15 protein-coding genes and 1 tRNA gene are annotated in these 20,016 nt (G+C 69.2%); 13 read left to right on the top strand and 3 right to left on the bottom strand.

What is annotated here, in order from left to right:
• Nucleotides 1-18: 18 nt before the first annotated feature.
• Entirely contained in the window at nt 19-4,590 is a 4,572-nt protein-coding gene (gene gltB, locus Ahu01nite_RS02085) for a glutamate synthase large subunit (RefSeq protein WP_203834627.1), read from the top strand.
• Complete coding sequence (locus Ahu01nite_RS02080; protein WP_203834626.1) at nt 4,583-6,061, top strand: glutamate synthase subunit beta; 1,479 nt, start codon at nt 4,583-4,585, stop codon at nt 6,059-6,061. Before gltB ends, Ahu01nite_RS02080 begins: the two co-directional genes overlap by 8 nt.
• Before the next feature lie 55 nt (nt 6,062-6,116).
• On the opposite strand, the gene Ahu01nite_RS02075 is transcribed toward Ahu01nite_RS02080, so the two are convergent.
• A complete protein-coding gene (locus tag Ahu01nite_RS02075) occupies nt 6,117-7,124 on the bottom strand; it encodes a helix-turn-helix domain-containing protein (RefSeq protein ID WP_203834625.1) in 1,008 nt (335 codons plus the stop codon).
• Between the two features lie 134 nt (nt 7,125-7,258).
• On the opposite strand from Ahu01nite_RS02075, the gene Ahu01nite_RS02070 reads away from it, so the two are divergent.
• The 4 genes from Ahu01nite_RS02070 (at nt 7,259) to Ahu01nite_RS02055 (ending at nt 11,248) form a co-directional block, all read left to right on the top strand.
• The gene (locus tag Ahu01nite_RS02070; RefSeq protein WP_203834624.1) at nt 7,259-7,903 is read left to right on the top strand and encodes a hypothetical protein; all 645 of its coding nucleotides are present in this window, start codon (nt 7,259-7,261) and stop codon (nt 7,901-7,903) included.
• 11 nt (nt 7,904-7,914) lie between these two features.
• Complete coding sequence (locus tag Ahu01nite_RS02065) at nt 7,915-8,724, top strand: transporter substrate-binding domain-containing protein (RefSeq protein ID WP_203834623.1); 810 nt, start codon at nt 7,915-7,917, stop codon at nt 8,722-8,724.
• 212 nt (nt 8,725-8,936) lie between these two features.
• Nucleotides 8,937-10,373: a pyruvate kinase gene (pyk, locus tag Ahu01nite_RS02060; protein ID WP_203834622.1), complete on the top strand. Its 1,437-nt coding sequence runs from the start codon at nt 8,937-8,939 to the stop codon at nt 10,371-10,373.
• Nucleotides 10,370-11,248 (top strand): acyl-CoA thioesterase, encoded by an 879-nt coding sequence (locus tag Ahu01nite_RS02055; RefSeq protein WP_203834621.1) that lies wholly within the window; start codon nt 10,370-10,372, stop codon nt 11,246-11,248. The genes pyk and Ahu01nite_RS02055 overlap by 4 nt, the downstream gene beginning before the upstream one ends.
• Before the next feature lie 84 nt (nt 11,249-11,332).
• Here the strand turns inward: Ahu01nite_RS02055 and Ahu01nite_RS02050 are convergent, their stop codons facing one another.
• Together Ahu01nite_RS02050 and Ahu01nite_RS02045 are read right to left on the bottom strand one after the other, a co-directional pair.
• Nucleotides 11,333-12,457 (bottom strand): HdeD family acid-resistance protein, encoded by a 1,125-nt coding sequence (locus Ahu01nite_RS02050; RefSeq protein WP_203834620.1) that lies wholly within the window; start codon nt 12,455-12,457, stop codon nt 11,333-11,335.
• Between the two features lie 359 nt (nt 12,458-12,816).
• Nucleotides 12,817-12,899: transfer RNA gene (locus tag Ahu01nite_RS02045), tRNA-Leu, on the bottom strand.
• A gap of 127 nt (nt 12,900-13,026) precedes the next feature.
• On the opposite strand from Ahu01nite_RS02045, the gene Ahu01nite_RS02040 reads away from it, so the two are divergent.
• From Ahu01nite_RS02040 to Ahu01nite_RS02010, 7 genes are all read left to right on the top strand, one after another.
• The gene (locus Ahu01nite_RS02040) at nt 13,027-13,650 is read left to right on the top strand and encodes an ANTAR domain-containing response regulator (RefSeq protein ID WP_203834619.1); all 624 of its coding nucleotides are present in this window, start codon (nt 13,027-13,029) and stop codon (nt 13,648-13,650) included.
• A gap of 32 nt (nt 13,651-13,682) precedes the next feature.
• A complete protein-coding gene (locus Ahu01nite_RS02035; RefSeq protein WP_203834618.1) occupies nt 13,683-14,822 on the top strand; it encodes a hypothetical protein in 1,140 nt (379 codons plus the stop codon).
• 234 nt (nt 14,823-15,056) lie between these two features.
• A complete protein-coding gene (locus tag Ahu01nite_RS02030) occupies nt 15,057-16,208 on the top strand; it encodes a branched-chain amino acid ABC transporter substrate-binding protein (RefSeq protein ID WP_203834617.1) in 1,152 nt (383 codons plus the stop codon).
• A 67-nt stretch (nt 16,209-16,275) separates the two neighbouring features.
• Nucleotides 16,276-17,217: a branched-chain amino acid ABC transporter permease gene (locus Ahu01nite_RS02025; protein ID WP_203834616.1), complete on the top strand. Its 942-nt coding sequence runs from the start codon at nt 16,276-16,278 to the stop codon at nt 17,215-17,217.
• Nucleotides 17,214-18,365 (top strand): branched-chain amino acid ABC transporter permease, encoded by a 1,152-nt coding sequence (locus tag Ahu01nite_RS02020; RefSeq protein WP_203834615.1) that lies wholly within the window; start codon nt 17,214-17,216, stop codon nt 18,363-18,365. The genes Ahu01nite_RS02025 and Ahu01nite_RS02020 overlap by 4 nt, the downstream gene beginning before the upstream one ends.
• Nucleotides 18,358-19,251, top strand: a complete 894-nt coding sequence (locus Ahu01nite_RS02015; protein WP_203834614.1) for an ABC transporter ATP-binding protein — start codon at nt 18,358-18,360, stop codon at nt 19,249-19,251. Before Ahu01nite_RS02020 ends, Ahu01nite_RS02015 begins: the two co-directional genes overlap by 8 nt.
• Entirely contained in the window at nt 19,241-19,951 is a 711-nt protein-coding gene (locus Ahu01nite_RS02010; RefSeq protein ID WP_203834613.1) for an ABC transporter ATP-binding protein, read from the top strand. The genes Ahu01nite_RS02015 and Ahu01nite_RS02010 overlap by 11 nt, the downstream gene beginning before the upstream one ends.
• Nucleotides 19,952-20,016 lie beyond the last annotated feature (65 nt).

The following is a 20,016-nucleotide window of genomic DNA, read 5'->3' as shown; positions in this document are numbered from 1 at the left end:
CCTGAAACGGAAACACAAGTGACGATCGGAGGCCCGGTGGCTGCGCAGCATTCCCAAGGCTCGCAAGGGCTCTACGACCCGGCAAACGAACGCGACGCATGCGGCGTCGCGTTCGTCGCTGACCTGCACGGGCGACGGTCTCACGACGTTGTCGCCAAGGGTCTCTCCGCGCTGATCCGGCTCGACCACCGTGGCGCCCGTGGCGCCGAGTACAACACCGGCGACGGCGCCGGCATCATGATCCAGGTCCCGGACGCGTTCCTGCGCGAGATCGTCGACTTCGAGCTGCCGGAGCCTGGCGCGTACGCCACGGGTCTGGTCTTCCTGCCGACCGATGTCTCCGACGCGGCCCGTGCCATCGCGGTCTTCGAGAAGTACGCCCTCGTCGAGGGTGCGGAGATCCTGGGCTGGCGCGACGTCCCGGTGAACCCGTCCGGCCTGGGCGCGACCGCGGAGGCCGCCCGCCCCGCGATCAAGCAGGTCTTCCTCGCCGCCGAGCGGCTGACCGGCGCCGGCACCGGGCAGCGTCTCACCGGCCAGGAGCTCGACATCGTCGCGTTCTGCGTGCGCAAGCAGGCCGAGCGGGAGACGCAGCAGCGCGGCGTCGGCGCCTACTTCCCGTCGCTGTCGGCGCGCACCATCACGTACAAGGGCATGCTCACGCCCGACCAGCTGCCGGAATTCTTCCCGGACCTCACCGACGAGCGGATGGACAGCGCGATCGCGCTGGTGCACTCGCGGTTCTCGACCAACACGTTCCCGTCGTGGCCGCTGGCGCACCCTTACCGGTTCATCGCGCACAACGGTGAGATCAACACGATCCGTGGCAACAAGAACTGGATGGCGGCCCGCGAGGCGCTGCTGAAGTCGCCGAACGTGCCGGGCAACATCAAACGGCTCTTCCCCATCTGTACGCCCGAGGCGTCCGACTCCGCGAACTTCGACGCCGTGCTGGAGCTGCTGCACCTCGCCGGGCGCAGCCTGCCGCACTCGGTGCTGATGATGATCCCGGAGGCGTGGGAGAACGACCCGGGCATGGACCCCGCCCGCCGCGCCTTCTACCGCTTCCACGCGAGCCTGATGGAGCCGTGGGACGGTCCCGCGTCGGTGGCCTTCACCGACGGCACGGTCATCGGCGCTGTCCTGGACCGCAACGGCCTGCGCCCCGGGCGCTGGTGGCACACGAGCGACGGCCTGGTCGTGCTCGGCTCCGAGGCCGGCGTGCTCGACATCGACCCGTCGACCGTCGTCGCCAAGGGCCGCCTGCAGCCGGGCCGGATGTTCCTGGTCGACACCGAGGCCGGCCGGATCGTGCACGACGACGAGATCAAGGCCGAGCTGGCCGCCGCCAAGCCGTACGACGAATGGCTGCACGCCGGGCTGATCGACCTCGGTGACCTGCCGCCGCGCGAGCACATCATCTACACGCACGACTCGGTCATGCGCCGCCAGCAGATCTTCGGCTACTCCGAGGAGGAGCTGAAGATCCTGGTCGCGCCGATGGCCCGGCTCGGTGCCGAGCCGCTCGGTTCGATGGGTACGGACACGCCCATCTCGCCGTTGTCGACGCGCCCGCGGCTGCTGTTCGACTACTTCCACCAGCTGTTCGCCCAGGTCACCAACCCGCCGCTGGACGCGATCCGCGAGGAGATGGTGACCAGCCTCTCGATGACGATCGGGCCGGAGGGCAACCTGCTCAACCCGGGGCCCGCGAGCTGCCGGCAGATCGTGCTGCCCTACCCGATCCTCGACAACGACGAGCTGGCCAAGCTGCTCTCCATCGACGAGGACGGCGACCTGCCCGGTTTCAAGGCGGTCCGGGTCTCCGGTCTCTACCCGTTGCGCGACGGTGCTGCCGGCATCAAGGCCCGGCTGACCCAGATCTGCCGCCACGTGTCGGAGGCGATCGAGGACGGCGTACGCATCCTGGTGCTCTCCGACCGTGACTCGAACGCCGACCTGGCGCCGATCCCGTCGCTGCTGCTCACCGCGGCCGTCCACCAGCACCTCGTCCGCGAGCAGACCCGCACGCAGGTCGCGCTCGTCGTGGAGAGCGGCGACTGCCGGGAGGTGCACCACGCGGCAGTGCTCATCGGGTACGGAGCCGCGGCGGTCAACCCGTATCTCGCCTTCGAGAGCGTCGACGACCTCATCGCGACCGGCCCGCTCGCCGGGATGGAGTCGCAGAAGGCGGTCCGCAACTACGTCAAGGCGCTCGGCAAGGGCGTCCTGAAGATCATGTCCAAGATGGGCATCTCGACGGTGTCGTCGTACTGCGGCGCGCAGGTGTTCGAGGCGGTCGGCCTGGACAACAAGCTGCTGCAGCGTTACTTCGCCGGCACGTCGGGGCGCATCGGCGGCTCCGGGCTGGCCCAGATCCACGCCGAGGTGGCCGTCCGGCACCAGAAGGCGTACCCCAGCAACCCCGCCGAGCGCAGCCACCGCCGTCTCGAGGTCGGCGGCGAGTACCAGTGGCGCCGCGAGGGCGAGGTCCACCTCTTCAACCCGGAGACGGTGTTCCTGCTGCAGCACGCCACCCGCAGCAAGCAGTACGACGTCTTCAAGCAGTACACCGCGAAGGTCGACGGGCTGGCCGAGGCGGCGGGCTCGCTGCGCGGGCTGTTCCGCTTCGACCCCGGCCGCGTGCCGGTGCCGCTGGACGAGGTCGAGCCGGCGTCGGAGATCGTGAAGCGCTTCGCGACCGGTGCCATGTCGTACGGCTCCATCTCCGCGGAGTCGCACGAGACGCTGGCGATCGCGATGAACCGGCTCGGCGCGAAGTCGAACACCGGCGAGGGCGGCGAGGACGTCGAGCGGCTCTACGACCCGGCGCGGCGCTCCAGCGTCAAACAGATCGCGTCCGGCCGCTTCGGCGTGACGAGCGAATACCTCGTGAACGCGGACGACCTGCAGATCAAGATGGCGCAGGGCGCGAAGCCGGGCGAGGGCGGGCAGCTCCCCGGAAACAAGGTGTGGCCCTGGATCGCGAAGACGCGGCACGCCACGCCGGGCGTCGGGCTCATCTCGCCGCCGCCGCACCACGACATCTACTCCATCGAGGACCTGGCTCAGCTCGTTCACGACCTGAAGAACGTGAACCCGGCTGCGCGCGTACACGTGAAACTGGTTTCTGAGATCGGGGTCGGCACCGTCGCAGCGGGCGTGGCCAAACTCAAGGCCGACGTCATCCTGATCTCCGGCCACGACGGCGGGACGGGCGCGTCGCCGCTCAACTCGCTCAAGCACGCCGGTTCGCCGTGGGAGCTCGGCCTGGCCGAGGCGCAGCAGACGCTGCTGCTCAACAAGCTGCGCGACCGGGTCACCGTGCAGGTCGACGGTCAGCTCAAGACCGGCCGCGACGTGATCATCGCGGCGCTGCTGGGCGCCGAGGAGTTCGGCTTCGCGACCGCGCCGCTGATCGTCTCGGGCTGCATCATGATGCGCGTCTGCCACCTGGACACCTGCCCGGTCGGCATCGCCACGCAGAACCCCGTGCTGCGCGAGCGTTACACCGGCAAGCCCGAGTTCGTCGAGAACTTCTTCATGTTCATCGCCGAGGAGGTCCGCGGCTACCTCGCCGAGCTGGGCTTCCGCACCATCGACGAGGCGATCGGGCAGGCCGAGGTGCTCAACGTGGTCCCGGCGCTCGACCACTGGAAGGCCAAGGGCCTCGACCTGAGCCCGGTGTTGTTCGTGCCGGAGCTCGAGGAGGGCGCGGCCCGCCGCGGCATCGTCGCGCAGGACCACGGCCTGGACAAGGCGCTGGACAACGAGCTGATCGCGCTCGCCCAGCCGGCCCTGACCGACGGCACCGAGGTGCGCGCCGAGGTGAAGGTCCGCAACGACCATCGCAGCGTCGGCGCGATGCTCGGCGGCGAGGTCACCCGTCGCTACGGCGGCAACGGCCTGCCCGACAACACCATCGCGTTCACCCTGCGCGGCACCGGCGGCCAGTCGTTCGGCGCGTTCCTGCCGCGCGGCGTGACCCTGCGGCTCATCGGCGACACCAACGACTACGTGGCCAAGGGCCTCTCCGGCGGCCGGGTCGCGATCCGTCCCGCCGAGGACGCGCCGTTCGTCGCGGAAGAGAACATCATCGCCGGTAACACCATCCTCTATGGAGCGACGGCGGGCGAGCTGTTCCTGCGCGGCAAGGCCGGTGAGCGGTTCGCCGTCCGTAACTCCGGCGCCTCGGCGGTTGTCGAGGGCGTCGGCGACCACGGCGCCGAGTACATGACCGGTGGTGTCGTGGTGGTGCTCGGCTCGATCGGGCGCAACTTCGCCGCGGGCATGAGCGGTGGCATGGCGTTCATCCACAACCTGGACGCGTCCAAGGTCAACCCGGAGCTGGTCGACCTGGCCCCGCTGACGGTGGAGGAGCAGGAGATCCTGCACCGGCTCGTCACGACCCACCTGGACGAGACCGGCTCGGCGGTCGCCGAACGGCTGCTGGGGGACTGGCCGGCCGCGGTGGCGGAGTTCACCGCCGTCGTGCCGCGTGACTACAAGCGAGTGATGGAACTGATCAAGACCGCCGAGGCTGCCGGTCGCGACGTCGACGAGGCAGTTATGGGGGCGACTCGTGCCTGATCCGAACGGTTTCCTGAGGTACGAACGGCAGTTGCCCAAGCGGCGCCCGGTGCCGGTGCGCATCCGCGACTGGCACGAGGTCTACCCGCCCGCGGGCGAGGAGCTCATCCGCGACCAGGCCACCCGGTGCATGGACTGCGGCATCCCGTTCTGTCACGAGGGCTGCCCGCTGGGCAACCGCATCCCTGACTGGAACGACCTGGTCCGCACGGGAGCGTGGGCGGCGGCGGCCGAGAGCCTGCACGCGACGAACAACTTCCCGGAGTTCACCGGGCGGCTCTGCCCCGCGCCCTGCGAGGCGGCCTGCGTCCTCGGCATCGCCGACGACCCGGTCACCATCAAGCAGGTCGAGGTGGAGATCGCCAACCACGCGTTCGACCTCGGCTACGTCAAGCCACAGCCGCCGGTCACCCTTTCCGGCAAGTCGGTCGCCGTCGTCGGCTCCGGGCCCGCGGGTCTCGCCGCCGCGCAGCAGCTGGCCCGGGCCGGGCACGCGGTCACGGTCTTCGAACGCGACGACGCGATCGGTGGCCTGCTGCGCTACGGCATCCCCGACTTCAAGCTGGAGAAGGAGCGCATCGACGCCCGGATGGAGCAGATGTCCGCCGAGGGCGTCGAGTTCCGCACCGGCGTCAACGTCGGCGTCGACATCTCGGCTGCTTCTCTCAGGGAGCAGTTCGACGCCGTGCTGCTCACCTGCGGGGCGCTCGAGAGCCGTGACACCCCGGGGACGCCGGGACGCGAGCTGGGCGGCGTGCACCTCGCCATGGAGCACCTCGTCCCCGCCAACCGGGTCGTCGCGGGTCTGCAGGACAGCACCCCGATCGACGCGAACGGCAAGCACGTCGTGATCATCGGCGGCGGCGACACCGGCGCTGACTGCCTCGGCGTCGCCCACCGCCAGGGCGCGGCCGGCGTCATCCAGCTCGACCAGTACCCGCTGCCCCCCGAGACCCGCGTCGCCGGCCAGCACCCCTGGCCGACGTGGCCCGTCATCCTGCGCAACTACCCGGCCCACGAGGAGGGCGGCGAGCGCGTCTTCGCCGTCGCCGTGCAGGAGTTCGTCAACGACGGCTCGGGCAACGTTTCCGCCGTGCGGGTCGCCGATGTTGTGGTCGAGCGGGTTGACGGAGTGCGCACGGTCACCGTCACCCCCGGCTCGGAGCGCGACCTGCGCGCCGAGCTGGTGCTCCTCGCGATCGGCTTCGAGGGCACCGAACGCCAGCCGCTGCTGGAGCAGTTCGGCGTCACCCCGAACCACCGCGGCTCGGTGGACTCGGGCGACGACTGGCAGACCGACGCCCCCGGCGTCTTCGTCGCCGGCGACATGCACCGCGGCGCCTCCCTGATCGTCTGGGCGATCGCCGAGGGCCGCGCCGCCGCCGCCGCGATCCACACCTACCTGGGCGCGCCCGGCGAGCTCCCGGCCCCCGTACGCCCCTCGTCGCAGCCCCTCGCGACGGTTCGCTGATTCCGGGCAGGTGGGACGGCTCCGGCCGTCCCGCCTCCCGCCTCAGCGTGTGCGGTCAGCCCACCAGGGTGACATCCGAGACCCGCAGCTGGAAGTCGTGCGGTTGCCCGCCGACCTGGAACTGCAGTTCACCGAGCCGCGTGGTCGTCTCGGCGGTGAACTCGAAGTTCTGAGACCGCGCTTCCGGCCCGACCCGCACGTCACGGGTGAAGAAGTAGACGGTGGCTGTCTCTGCGGGTTGCTGCACCCGGACCCTGACTGTCGCCGCGACATCGGACTGCACGGTGAATGACAGCTTGTAGTGTTTTCCGGCCACCATCGGCAGGCAGCCGCGCAGCACGATCATGTTGAAGTTGTGCTTCGTGCCGGTCGGCACCTGGGCCACGAATTCGTGCAGCGCGTACGGGTACACGTTGACGCGCCCGTCGCTGGCCCACCAGTCGTTCGCCTTGAGGTAGCCCTTCGGGTGCTCGTGGCGCACCTCCATGAGGTCCGTCGGGCCGGGCGGGGCGTCCTGCACGCAGGGGGACGTGGCCGGGCGGATCCCGGCGGCGCCGATGGAGAGACCCTCGGTGCCTTCCGGTGGGGAATTCTTCAGCTGACCTTGCGGAGGGGAACCCTTCGCTTGGTCACGACCGGAGAGCCAGGCTCCCGCGCCGCCCGCCGCGACGAGCGCCACCATCAGGGCAGTCACCAGCGCCAGCTTCCTCGTCAGGCGAGGCGTTGGCACAGGTGCGGGCTCAGGCGCAGGCTCGGGGTCGGGCTGTTCGTCCCGCCGCCGTTCGCGGTGTAGCTGCTCGACGACCTGGACCAGCACGTCGTGGCGTTTACGCCACTGGATGATCTCCTCGCGATCGGCCCCGCACGCCCGGACAAACGGCTCGACGACGCGGCTCCAGTCGGGCGGGCGCCGGACCTTGCCCTGGACAATCGTGTAGAGATGGCTGCGGCTGAGGTTCAGCTCCCGCGCCAGCGAGGACGAGCTGCGCCCGGACCGGCGCTGAAGCTCGCCCATCTCGAAGCAGAAGTCCGCAACCGGTCCGGCGCCCGTTTTCTCAGTCATGTCTACGTCCCCGTGTCCTGCGTTGTCCGGTGACCGTCCGATATCGACATGGTACGAGCGGCACCAGCCCATCGATCGTCCTGAATTGTCAGGTGTCCGCCACCGGACAGTGCCGCCGGGGCACACCATGCCGTATGGCAAACGGATACGGGGGCAGGCCCGGCCCCGGCAGCAGGACGCTCTGGCTGTTGGTTGTCGGGGTCATCGTGGTGGCACTCGTGCCGCTGCTGGTATTTCTGGCCCGCGACGAGGGTCGCAGCCGGCTCATCAACGTCGTGTCGGTCATCGTTGAATTCCTCAGCCTCGCCGTCGCGCTGCGCCATCACCCGCCGACCAGCCGCGCCCGCACCCCGGCGACCGCCCGCCAGTGGGTGATGGCGGTGGCCGGCATCCTGTTCACCGGTGGTGTGGTCGGCTTCGTCTGGCGTTACAACACACATTCCCCGCTGCCGGCGGCGCCGTTCCGGGTGACGGCGATGACCGACGCGCAGAGCGTCTCGTGGTCCCCGGCGGCCGGCACCGTCCGTCGGCACCGGCTCGAGTTCACCCCGGTCCTGACCAACTCCCAGCCAACCGGGCTCTGTGTGCGCGATACCCGGATCACTGCCGACCTGTACGCGGGCCCGGCCATCCAGGACACCGCGACCGTCGGCGACGGCCGCAAGGTCCGCCTCGACCTGGGCCCGCGCGGTTACCCCATGACCGTCCGGCTGACCGTGCACACCCCGCCGGCGTGCGAGATCGACGTCGTCGCCACCAATCCCACGTTCCGCGGCTGAGAGAGATCACCATGAGAAAGCGCGTCAAGGCAGCCGTGGCAGCCTTCCTCACCCTGGTCCTCGTCGTCGCCTGCGGCGACAGCCAGCTCGGCGACGCCCCCCGGACCGTGAGCCTGAACAGCGACATACCCGGCTGGGGACTCTCCCGCGGCGGCGACTGGAGCGGCTTCGACTACGACCTTGCCCGCTGGCTGGGCAACCAGGCCGGCTTCAAGATCCGGCCCTTCGACACCCTCACCCAGAGCCGTGAAAAGTTGCTTCGCGACGGCACCGTGGACATCGTCACCGCCACCTACTCGGCAACCGACGAACGGCGGAAGCTGATCGACTTCGCCGGCCCGTACATGGTCGCCCAGCAGGCCCTCCTGGTCCGCACGGGCGACGCCGCCAAGCTCGTCGCGGGCGACACCCACGCGATGACGATCTGCACCATGGCGGGTTCGACCAGCGAATCGCAGCTGACTCAGAACGGCTACACCTCTTACCACGCCCGACCGACCATCACCGACTGCCTTGACGAGTTGCACGCGGGCACGGTCCAGAGCATCAGTACCGACGACCTCATCCTGTACGGCCTGAGCGCCGCCGAACCCGGTAAGTACAAGGTGCTGGACGATCGGATCGGCGGCCTCGAGTACTACGGCATAGGCCTGCCCAAGGGACACAAGAAGTGGTGCGACCAGCTCTCCGCCGAGTTGAGCGACTTCATCACCTCGGGCCTCTGGCAGTCCTTCCTGGCCAAGAACCTCCCCGACATGCCCATGGACCAGTACCGCGCACACAGCCCCGCCAGTATTCAGCCCTTCGCCTGCGCCGACTGAGCACCATGGGCCTGAAATGCGGATGACGTGATTGCTGAGGGTGAGGGATGGCAGTCGCCGCCGTCACAGGGGGGCCGGGCGATAAGCTGAGGCCGTATCGCGGTCGCTGACGCCCGCACCCCGCCGCTTGCGGGCGCGGGGTTCGGCCACCCGCATTTCACCATCCTGACGGGGGTCGGCCGGCAGGCCCGCCCGAAAGAGAGATTAGCCTGATGGCTGTGACACGCCGCGCCAAGATCGTTTGCACCATGGGTCCCGCAACCGCCTCCCCCGAGCGCATGCTCGGCCTGGTCGAGGCGGGCATGGATGTGGCCCGTATGAACTTCAGCCACGGCAGCCACGAGGATCACCAGAAGATCTACGAGCTGATCCGCGCCGCCGCGAAGCAGACCGGCCGGGCCGTCGCGGTCCTCGCCGACCTGCAGGGTCCGAAGATCCGGCTCGGGAAGTTCGCCAACGGGCCGCACGTGTGGGCCACCGGTGACAGCGTCACCATCACGAGCGACGACATCCTCGGCACCCCGGACCGCGTCTCGTGCACCTACAAGAAGCTGCCGCAGGAGGTCAAGGTCGGTGACCGCCTCCTGATCGACGACGGCAAGGTGGCGATCGAGGTCTCCGCCGTCGACGGCAACGACATCCGCTGCCTGGTCACCGAGGGCGGCCCGGTCTCCAACAACAAGGGTGTCTCGCTGCCGAACGTCGCGGTGAGCGTCCCGGCGATGAGCGACAAGGACGAGGCGGACCTGCGGTTCGCGCTGGGCCTCGGCGTCGACCTGATCGCGCTCTCCTTCGTGCGCTCGCCCGACGACATGAAGCTCGTCCAGGAGATCATGACCGAGGAGGGGCGCACCGTCCCGGTCATCGCCAAGGTCGAGAAGCCCGAGGCGGTCGACCACCTCGAGGCGATCGTGCTGGCGTTCGACGGTGTCATGGTGGCCCGTGGTGACCTCGGTGTGGAGCTCCCGCTCGACCAGGTGCCGCTCGTGCAGAAGCGCGCGGTGCAGCTGTGCCGCGAGAACGCCAAGCCGGTCATCGTCGCCACCCAGATGCTCGACTCGATGATCGAGAATTCCCGCCCGACCCGGGCCGAGGCCTCCGACGTCGCCAACGCCGTGCTCGACGGTGCGGACGCCGTCATGCTCTCCGGCGAGACCTCGGTCGGTAAGTACCCCGTGCTGACGGTCAGCACCATGGCCAAGATCGTCACCACGACCGAGGGTGGCGACTTCGGCGTCCCGATCCTGCAGCACGACCCGCGCACCCACAGCGGCGCGCTGACCGTGGCGGCGGCCCGCATCGCGCTGAACATCGGCGCCAAGGCACTCGTCGCGTTCTCGCAGACCGGTGACACCGTCCGGCGTCTCAGCCGGCTGCACAGCGAGCTCCCGCTGCTCGCCTTCACGCCCGTCCCCGAGGTCCGCGACCAGCTCGCGCTCTCCTGGGGTGTCGAGACGTTCCTGACGGACTTCGTCCAGCACACCGACGACATGTTCCGCCAGGTCGACCAGGCCATGCTCGGCCTCGGTCTGGCCAAGCCCGGTGAGTACGTCGTGGTCGTGGCCGGCAGCCCGCCGAACGCCCCCGGCTCGACCAACACCCTGCGGGTCCACCAGCTCGGCTCGCTCGTCGACCCGAGCACCGTGTGACCGTGCCCCTCTCCGGGCAGGCCGCCGTCGACCAGCTGCTCGAGGTCCTCGACCTCAAGCAGCTGGACCAGGACCGCTTCCAGGGCGAGAGCCCACAGGTGGGAGCGCAGCGGGTCTTCGGCGGCCAGGTCGCGGGTCAGGCGCTCGTGGCGGCCGGACGCACGGTGGATCCGGCCCGCTCGGTGCACAGCCTGCACGGCTACTTCGTGCGCCCCGGCGACCCCACCGTCCCGATCGACTTCACCGTGGAGACGATCCGCGACGGCCGCTCGTTCTCGGTGCGCCGCTCGACGGCCCAGCAGCACGGCCGGACGATCTTCTTCATGTCGGCGTCGTTCCAGGTGACCGAGGCGGGTCTCGACCACCACACACCGGCACCGGTCGACGTGCCGGGCCCCGAGGACACCCCGACGATGGGCGACTGGCTGGAGCGCTATCCGGAGCGGCGGTCGTCGTTCAACGCCTCCCCGCAGGCGATCGACGTCCGCTATCTGGGCACGCCCGGCTGGGTCCCGCCGGGCGACCGGGCGGCGGCCTCCGAGCAGCGCGTCTGGATGCGGATCAACGGCAAACTGCCGGACGACCCGCTCATCCATGCCTGCGCGCTGACGTACGCGTCGGACCTCTCGCTGCTCGATTCGGTCCTGTCCGTGCACGGCGAGGTGTGGGGCCCGGGCGGCGTTATCGGCGCCAGCCTCGACCACGCGCTGTGGCTGCACCGCCCGTTCCGCGCGGACGAATGGTTCCTGTACGACTGCACGAGCCCGTCCGCGTCGGGCAGCCGTGGCCTGGCCAGCGGGCGCATGTTCACCCGCGACGGCACCCACATCGCCAGCGCCGTCCAGGAGGGCCTGCTCCGGCGGGTCGGGGCCTGACCGGCGGCACGGAAGACCCCGCCGGTGCGGGATCCCCAGCCCGGCGACTGGCCGGCTTGCGGGCCCCGCGCCCGGCGAGGCGGGTCAGTCCAGCAGGCGGCCGCGCGTGATGATCGAGGTGTCGTCCATGCCGGGCATCGCGGCCCGGGCCGCGTGTGACGTGGGGTCCAGCAACGGCAGCTGCGAGTTGTCGGCGTAGCGCTGCGGTTCCTCCGAGGCGTTGGCCGCCGCGATCGCCGCTGCCTGTGCCGAGGCCTCCGTCGACGCCGCGAGGGCGGGATCGGGCAGTTCGGCGCCCTCGGCGGTGTCGGGGACGCGTACCTGCTGGGCCTGGTCGGCGGCGGCCTGGGCGGCCACTCCCGCCGTGGGGGACCCGGTCACTCCGGCGAGCGCGAGCATGGTGTCCAGATCCGCGGTGGTCCGCAGCACCTCGTCGTGGAAGGTGCCCGGCGTACCGTCGCTTACGGCGCCGGAGAAGCCCGCTGTGGGCGTACCCACAGGATTTGTTGAATGAGACGGCCTGGACAGATCCGCCATGCCCGCGGCCGACGTGCGGTGGGTGGTGGCCGCGGCGTGCCTCGGAGCCGGACCCCGCACGGGTGCCTCGTTGTAATCGCCCAGGCCCGCCGTGTAACCGGCAACGCCGAGCGCGCGCTCCTCCGGGAGCTCCAGCAGCCGCTGCGCGCGCGTCCCGGCCGTTGCCTCCCGCAACCTCAGCGAGGCCACCAGGTCGGCAACACCCCGGATCGCGGCTGCGCCGCCGAGAATCACGACCACGATCTCAGCCGTACGCGCAAACGAGCTCGCGCCGTAGAACCCCAGCCCGACCTCCAGCACCCCGACCACCGTGAGCAGTCCCCAGATCCGGTCGTTCTCCCGGGTCATCATCGCGATCGCCAGGTCGGCGGCCCCGCGCACCATGAGGTACCAGCCGATCAGCGCCGCCGGCGTGGTCCACGTGTTGCTGCTGTCGGCGAGGAGCACACCCCCGGTCGCGGCGAACAGCGCGGCCATGCCGAGGTTCAGCCACCACGTACGCGTCCCTGCGAGTGCCCGGACGGCCTCGGTGAGCGCCGCGAACAGGATGACCGGCCCGGCCACCTCGGCGACGTCGGCGGGTTCGAGCCGCAGCACGCTCCAGGCGACCGCCAGCCAGGCCACTCCGGAAAAGAGCAGAAAGCCCCACATCCCGTCACGCACGACGGTCATGGGGGATGAGCCGGACCACAACATGGCGCCTCCCGCGGTGCTGGTACTGCCATGACAACACCAGCCGGGTCCGGCAAACCGGTCTTTCCGGAAAAACCCGCGGTCGGCGCGCCCGGGGCCCATGATCGTTTTTGGCGCACCGTCACGCGTTCCGGCACACGTCACCCGATCGTGGGGAAAAGTCACGGGGAAATGCGGGCCGGTCGCTCTGCGTGCAATTGATCAACGATTTCGAGCTTGGCGGCGCGCGTCGTCGCGGACGTTCTCCTGCTGGCTGTTGCGGCAGGTCAGCGCGTTCGGGCGTACCGATAAAAAATCGACCCCCGGGATGGACCCGGGGGTGCGACGTCGTACAGAAGTGCCGAGGGCGGGATTCGAACCCGCACGCCCTTTCGGACAGAGCATTTTGAGTGCCCCGAGTCTGCCATTCCTCCACCCCGGCGCGCACGACTCACCGCGACCAAGGTCACGGCGATACGAGCAGGACACACACTACCTACTACGCTGTCGGGGGTGACACCCAGATACCCGGGTGTCGCGACTTCGGGAGTGTTGGGGGTAGGAGTTTCGTGGCCGACACGCAGGCGAGTGCCGAGCGCAGGCGGGTGTTGATCGCCGAGGACGAGGCTCTGATCCGGCTCGACCTGGCCGAGATGCTGGTCGAGGAGGGCTATGACGTCGTCGGTGAGGCCGGCGACGGCGAGACCGCGGTGCGCCTGGCCGAGGATCTCATCCCGGACCTGGTCATCCTCGACATCAAGATGCCGATCATGGACGGTCTCGCGGCCGCCGAACGGATCGCCGGCGGGCGGATCGCCCCCGTGGTGATCCTCACCGCCTTCAGCCAGCGCGATCTGGTCGAACGCGCCCGGGCAGCCGGGGCGATGGCCTACCTCGTCAAGCCGTTCCAGAAGTCCGACCTGGTGCCGGCGATCGAGATCGCCCTCTCCCGGTATTCGGAGATCTCCGCCCTCGAGACCGAGGTGGCCGGGCTCACCGACCGGCTCGAGACGCGGAAATCGGTCGAGCGGGCCAAGGGCGAGCTCATGACGAAGTTCTCGATGACCGAGCCGCAGGCGTTCAAGTGGATCCAGCGCACCGCGATGGACCACCGGATGACCATGCGCGAGGTCGCCGACCGCATTCTCGCCGAGGGCCAGGAGCCTTCGGCTGAGGTCCAGCCGCCCCAGTGACCTCGGCCGGCCGTCCAGCTTTGCGCCGTTGTGTGGCGGCGCTGCTGGCGGCCGGGCTGGCGGGGTGCTCAGCCGATCCGCCGGCCCCGCCCTCGCCGTCGGAGATCGGCCGCACCTGGCGGGCCGTCGAGCTTCCCGCGCCGCAGGGCGCTCCCGGCCGTACGGTGCTGCGGGATGTGACCTTCTGCCCCGGGCACTGGTTCGCGGTGGGTGCGGTGGCGACCAGCGTCGAAGCGACCCGCCCGGCAGCCTGGTCGAGCACCGACGGCCGGTCCTGGAAGCCGTTGGCGATCGAGGCGAAGACGTACTACGGCGAGCAGAACATCCTGTCATCGGTGGCCTGCCGGGACGGCCGGATGGCCGCGGTCGGCGCGAAGGTGGGCGGCGCGCACGGCAACCCCCGCACCAGCTCCTGGTACGAGACCGCAGCCGGCACCCTGCGCGAGGTCACCGCGCCTTTCGAGCTGTACGGCGGCCCTCAGGCGGTCAACGTCTCCCGGCTCGACGCCGGCCCCGCGGGCTGGCTGATCACCGGCAACCGGATGAGCGGCGCCGCGGCCTGGACCTCGGCGGACGCCACCCGGTTCGACATCCACGAGCGCGCACCCGGCCTCGCCTCCACCGCGGCGGGGGAGAGCTGGGCCTTCGACGGTGTCCCGTCCGGCGCCGGCTGGCTGGTCGTCGGCGGCTACCTGCCCACCGGCCGCATCGACCGGGACGCCGCCGGCTGGACCTCGTCCGACGGGAAGACGTGGACGGCGGTCTCCGCCGCTGACCCGACGCCGGACTACGAGGAACTGCAGCGGGTGGCCGTCGCCGACGTGCCGGTCGCCGTCGGGGTCCGCGGTGGCCGGTTCGGGGCGTGGCGGTTGCAGGAGCGGACGTGGGTCCCGGCCGGTGCCTTCGGTGCCGTCGCGCCGGGTGGTCGCGGTGGTGTCAGATCCGTGGCGTACGCCGATGGGGTCCTCACCGCCGTCACCTCGGACGGGGTCGCGTACTCCCTCTGGTCCTCGCCCGACGGTGGCAGAGCCTGGTCGCCGGTCGCGATGCCTGCCCGCGTGGCCGCCGGGGCGGACAGCGCCGCCGCCGTCGCCGTAGGACCCGGCGGGGTGCTGCTGATCGCCGACGATGCCCAAAAGGCACTAATTTATCTGGACGAAACAGACAGGTAACGTCCGAAACGTGTTGCATGGGCCACTCGGGCAGGACAGGCCAGGCCTAACGCGCCGGGCTTCGTAACGGTTTGGCAAGTGTGCCTTCTACGGCTTACGCAGGTAATGCCGGGCAAGTACGCTCCGCCATCACAAGCAGTAAGCAGGCAATGCGGTACGGACATGACGGGGACGGCACGTGATGACCTTCTGTCCGCGGCGCCCCGCCTGCACCAGGATGAAAGGTCATAAGCCTTGAGGCGAAACTTTGTACGGGCCCTCGGAGCCGTGGGTCTGTCCGCGGCACTGCTCGGCATGGCAGCTTGCCAGGACGCCGGCAGCGACGACACTACGGATTCGGCCGCCTGCGGCGGCAAGATCGCCATCTTCGGCGCCTTCACCGGTCCCAACGCCGGCCTGGTCATCCCGTCGCTGAACGGGGCCAAGCTCGCCGTCAAGCAGTTCAACGCGGCGAACCCCGACTGCAAGGTCACCATGCAGGACTTCGACACTCAGGGCAACGCCGACCAGGCGACCCCGATTGCGAACCAGGTGGCCCAGGACCAGTCGTTCACCTCGGTCATCGGTGGTCACTTCTCCGGTGAGTCGAAGGCCACCATGGCGACCTACGACGCCGCCGGCCTCGTGATGGTCAGCCCGTCGGCCACCGCCGCCGAGCTCACCACGCTCGGCCACAAGAACTTCTTCCGCGTGGTCGGCAACGACGACACGCAGGGTGAAGCCGCGGTCACCTACATCAAGAACGTGCTCAAGGGCCAGAAGGTCTTCGTCATCGACGACGGTCAGACCTACGGCGTGGGCATCATCGACAAGGTCAAGGCCGGTCTCGGCGCGACCGTCGCCGGTTCCGACAAGGTCCAGACGGACCAGCAGAACTTCGACGCCACGATCTCGAAGATCAAGTCCGCGAAGGCTGACGTCATCGCGTACGGCGGTTACACCAACGAGGCTGCCCCGCTGCTCAAGCAGGCCCGCGCCGCCGGCGTCACCGCCAAGTTCCTCGGCTTCGACGGCCTGTACGACCCCGGATTCCCCAAGGGTGCCGGTGCCGCCGCCGACGGCGCGGTCGTGACCTGCCCGTGTCTGCCCGCCGCTGAGGCCGGTGGCACGTTCTCCGCCGACTTCACCAAGGAGTACGGCGAGGCGCCGGGTTCCTACGGTGCAGAGGGCTACGACGGCGCGACGATCCTCCTCGAGGGTTACAAGGCCGGCAAGAAGACCCGCGCCGAGCTGCAGGAGTGGGTTCGCGCCTACGACAAGCAGGGTGTCTCGAAGTACCTGAAGTTCGCCGAGAACGGCGACGTTGACAAGAGCAAGGTCGTCATCTGGTCCTACGACATCACCGGCGGCGCGTTCAAGCCGCAGCAGGAGATCAAGCTCAGCTAGTACGCGGTTCTGTGACGCGGCCGGAGGCGGATGCCTCCGGCCGCGTCTGGTGCAAAAAGGGGATTTCGTGAACTTCGATGAACTCTTCGGGCACCTGGGCCAGCACACGGTGGACGGTTTGGCGAAGGGCTCTATCTACGCCCTCGTCGCGCTCGGATACACCCTGGTCTACGGCGTACTGAAGCTGATCAACTTTGCCCACTCCGAGGTCTTCATGATCGGCACTTTCGCCGTTCTCGGGGTGTGGAACCTGCTGGGCGCAGACGGCACGCAGGGCGTGGCAATGACGCTGCTGCTGCTTGCCGCGGGATTGCTGGGCGGAGCCTTGGCCTCGGGTGCCACCGCGGTCGCGGTGGAACGCGTGGCCTACAGACGGTTGCGCCAGCTCAACGCACCACCGCTGATCTTCCTGATCACCGCGATCGGCATCTCCATGGTGCTCTCCGAGACGTTCGGCATCTGGCAGGGCCGGCTCGTGGTGGGCATGCCGACGCTGATCAAGCAGAAGGTGGCCTTCACCATCTTCGGCACCGAGGTCACCAACACCCAGCTCATCACCATCGTCGCGGCTCTTGTGATGATGTTCGCGCTGGACCAGTTCATCAACCGCACCCGCTACGGCCGGGGCGTGCGGGCGGTGGCACAGAACCCCGACGCGGCGGCGCTCATGGGCGTCAACAAAGACCGCGTCATCATGCTGATCTTCCTGCTCGGTGGCCTGCTCGCGGGCGCCGCCGCACTGCTCTACTCGGTGCGGTACGGCAACACCCGCTTCAACGTAGGCTTCCTGCTGGGCCTCAAGGCCTTCACCGCCGCGGTCCTGGGCGGTATCGGCAACCTGCGCGGCGCGCTCCTCGGCGGTCTGCTCCTCGGCGTCGTCGAGGTCTACGCCGCCACCCTCACCCAGTCCAACTGGGAGGACGTCGCCGCGTTCGTCGTGCTGGTCGTGGTGCTGCTGTTCCGCCCCACCGGCCTGCTCGGAGAGTCTTTGGGGAGGGCACGCGCATGACCGAGACCCCGAACGAAGGACGCCTCTCCGGCGTCAGCAACTTCTTCGCCGGCGTCGGCAACCGGTGGCGTGGCCTGCCGAAATGGCAGCGCGGCATCGGCTTCCTGGCCTTCGTCGCGTTCCTCTACTACCTGCCGCTGCTCGGCGTTCCCGGTCTGACCTGGCTGCGGACCGACTCGATCGAGGGCGGCAACAACTGGGCGGGTGTGCTCTTCACCTGCGCGGTCTACGTGCTGATCGCACTCGGCCTCAACGTCGTCATCGGCCTGGCGGGCCTGCTCGACCTCGGCTACGTGGGCTTCTTCGCGATCGGCGCCTACGCCGTCGCGATCTTCGGCTCCACGCAGTCGCCGGTCGTCAAGTCGCTGCAGGACAAGTTCGACCTGGCCCCGGAGTGGGCGATCACCTGGGCGATCTGCATCCCGATCGCCATCGCCCTGGCGATGATCTCGGGTGTCATCCTCGGCTGGCCGACGCTGCGGCTGCGCGGTGACTACCTCGCCATCGTGACGCTCGGCTTCGGCGAGATCATCCGCATCGTGATCCGCAACTCGACCAACTGGTCGGGTGGCCCCGCGGGTATCGCCTCCATCCCCGGTCCGCAGGGCGCGCCCTCGGCCGACAACCACATCTTCGGTCTCATCGACGCGAAGCCGTGGTACTGGCTGGCGCTCTCCATCGTGCTGCTCGTCGTCTTCCTCGTCCGCCGGCTGGAGAACAGCCGGGTCGGCCGCTCCTGGCTGGCGGTCCGCGAGGACGAGGATGCCGCGGCGGTGATGGGCGTCAACCCGTTCAAGTTCAAGATGTGGGCCTTCGCCATCGGTGCGGCGCTCGGTGGCCTCTCCGGCTTCCTGTTCGCCAGCCGGCAGGGCTTCATCGAGCCCAACCAGTTCAACGCCAACCTCTCCATCCTGTTCGTGGCGATGGTGGTTGTCGGCGGATCTGGCAACATGGCTGGTGCGGCGCTCGGTGCGGTGCTGCTGGCGTACCTGCCGGAGCGGTTCCGGGACTTCTCGGAATACCGGTTCCTCGTCTTCGGCCTGGCGCTGGTGCTCGTCATGCTCCTGCGCCCGCAGGGCCTGCTGCCGAGCAAGCGGCGCGCCCGTGAGCTCAAGGACCGTCAGGAGGAGGTGGCCGTCGGTGCCTGACGAACGCGAAGTTCTTCTCGACGTCGATCACGTCACGCTGCGCTTCGGTGGTGTGGTGGCGCTCAACGACGTCAGCTTCAGCCTCTACAAGGGCGAGATCCTCGGGCTGATCGGCCCCAACGGTGCCGGCAAGACGACCTGCTTCAACGTCATGACCGGCGTCTACAAGCCCACGTCGGGCGGCGTGCTCTTCGACGACAAGAAGATCACGGGCAAGAAGCCGCACGAGATCAACCGGATGGGGGTGGCCCGGACGTTCCAGAACATCCGGCTCTTCCCCGAGATGTCGGCCATCGAGAACGTCATGGTCGGCACCGACTCGCGGCACTACACGAGCGTGCTCGGCGCGCTCTTCCGGCTCTACCGGGTGAAGGTCAAGCCCGAGGAGCTGCCGCGGGTGGACTCGTCGAACGGGCTGGTGCGCACGTGGCAGCAGGTCGCGCGTACGAGTGCGAAGATCTTCGGTCTTTCCCGGCACACGCTGGAGGAGCGGGCGGGTGAGCGCAAGTCGCTCGAGCTGCTGCGTCTCGTCGGCATCGAGCACCGCGCCAACGAGCTGGCCCGCAACCTGCCCTACGGCGACCAGCGGCGCCTGGAGATCGCGCGGGCGCTCGCGACCGAGCCCAAGCTGCTCTGTCTCGACGAGCCGGCCGCCGGCTTCAACCCCGCCGAGAAGGAGCAGCTCAACCAGCTGATCCGCAAGATCCGCGACATGGGTTACACCGTGCTGCTGATCGAGCACGACATGCGGCTGGTCATGGGAGTCACGGACCGGATCGTGGTGCTGGAGTTCGGCAAGAAGATCGCCGAGGGCACCCCGGCCGAGATCCGGGACAACCCGAAGGTGATCGCCGCCTACCTGGGGGAGTCCGCTGATGCTGCTTGAGCTGCAGGACGTCACGCTCAAATACGGCCGCATCGAAGCCCTGCACGGCATCAGCCTGCAGGTCGAAGAGGGCGAGATCGTGGCGCTGATCGGCGCGAACGGCGCCGGCAAGACCTCCACGATGCGCGCCGTCTCGGGGCTGAACCCGCTGGCGTCGGGCAAGATCGTTTTTAACGGCGAGGACATCTCCACGCTCCGCGCCGACCTGCGGGTCATCAAGGGCATCTGTCAGTCGCCCGAGGGCCGGGGCGTCTTCCCGGGTATGACCGTGCGGGAGAACCTGGACATGGGGGCGTACACCCGGCGTGACAGCGCCGGTATCGCCGCCGACCTGGAGCGGGTGTTCGGCCTGTTCCCGCGTCTGCTGGAGCGGGCCAAGCAGGCCGCCGGCACCCTGTCCGGCGGCGAGCAGCAGATGCTCGCGGTCGGCCGGGCGCTGATGAGCCGGCCCAAGCTGCTGCTGCTGGACGAGCCGTCGATGGGTCTCGCACCCATGATCATCCAGCAGATCTTCGACATCATCACGGAGATCAACCAGCAGGGCACCACGGTGCTGCTGGTGGAGCAGAACGCCCAGCAGGCGCTGTCGCGGGCCCACCGCGGCTACGTGCTCGAGACCGGTGCCATCGTCAAGGCCGGCACCGGGCAGGACCTGCTCACGGACCCGGCGGTCAAAGAGGCCTACCTCGGCGTCGCCTGATTTCGCTTCATCGACAGGGCGTTCCCCGGTGGGGGGACGCCCTGTTGCTTATTGATGTCGTACCC

It is taken from the genome of Winogradskya humida, assembly GCF_016862215.1.
Classification (GTDB): Bacteria; Actinomycetota; Actinomycetes; order Mycobacteriales; family Micromonosporaceae; genus Actinoplanes; species Actinoplanes humidus.
This window is presented reverse-complemented; position numbering and strand designations above follow the sequence as displayed.

What these genes read in the sequence shown, in the direction of transcription:
- Ahu01nite_RS02075 (WP_203834625.1), bottom strand. Translation starts at nt 7,124, where the DNA reads ATGACTGAGAAAACGGGCGCCGGACCGGTTGCGGACTTCTGCTTCGAG.
- Ahu01nite_RS02070 (WP_203834624.1), top strand. Translation starts at nt 7,259, where the DNA reads ATGGCAAACGGATACGGGGGCAGGCCCGGCCCCGGCAGCAGGACGCTC.
- Ahu01nite_RS02065 (WP_203834623.1), top strand. Translation starts at nt 7,915, where the DNA reads ATGAGAAAGCGCGTCAAGGCAGCCGTGGCAGCCTTCCTCACCCTGGTC.
- pyk (WP_203834622.1), top strand. Translation starts at nt 8,937, where the DNA reads ATGGCTGTGACACGCCGCGCCAAGATCGTTTGCACCATGGGTCCCGCA.
- Ahu01nite_RS02050 (WP_203834620.1), bottom strand. Translation starts at nt 12,457, where the DNA reads ATGACCGTCGTGCGTGACGGGATGTGGGGCTTTCTGCTCTTTTCCGGA.
- Ahu01nite_RS02020 (WP_203834615.1), top strand. Translation starts at nt 17,214, where the DNA reads ATGACCGAGACCCCGAACGAAGGACGCCTCTCCGGCGTCAGCAACTTC.
- Ahu01nite_RS02010 (WP_203834613.1), top strand. Translation starts at nt 19,241, where the DNA reads ATGCTGCTTGAGCTGCAGGACGTCACGCTCAAATACGGCCGCATCGAA.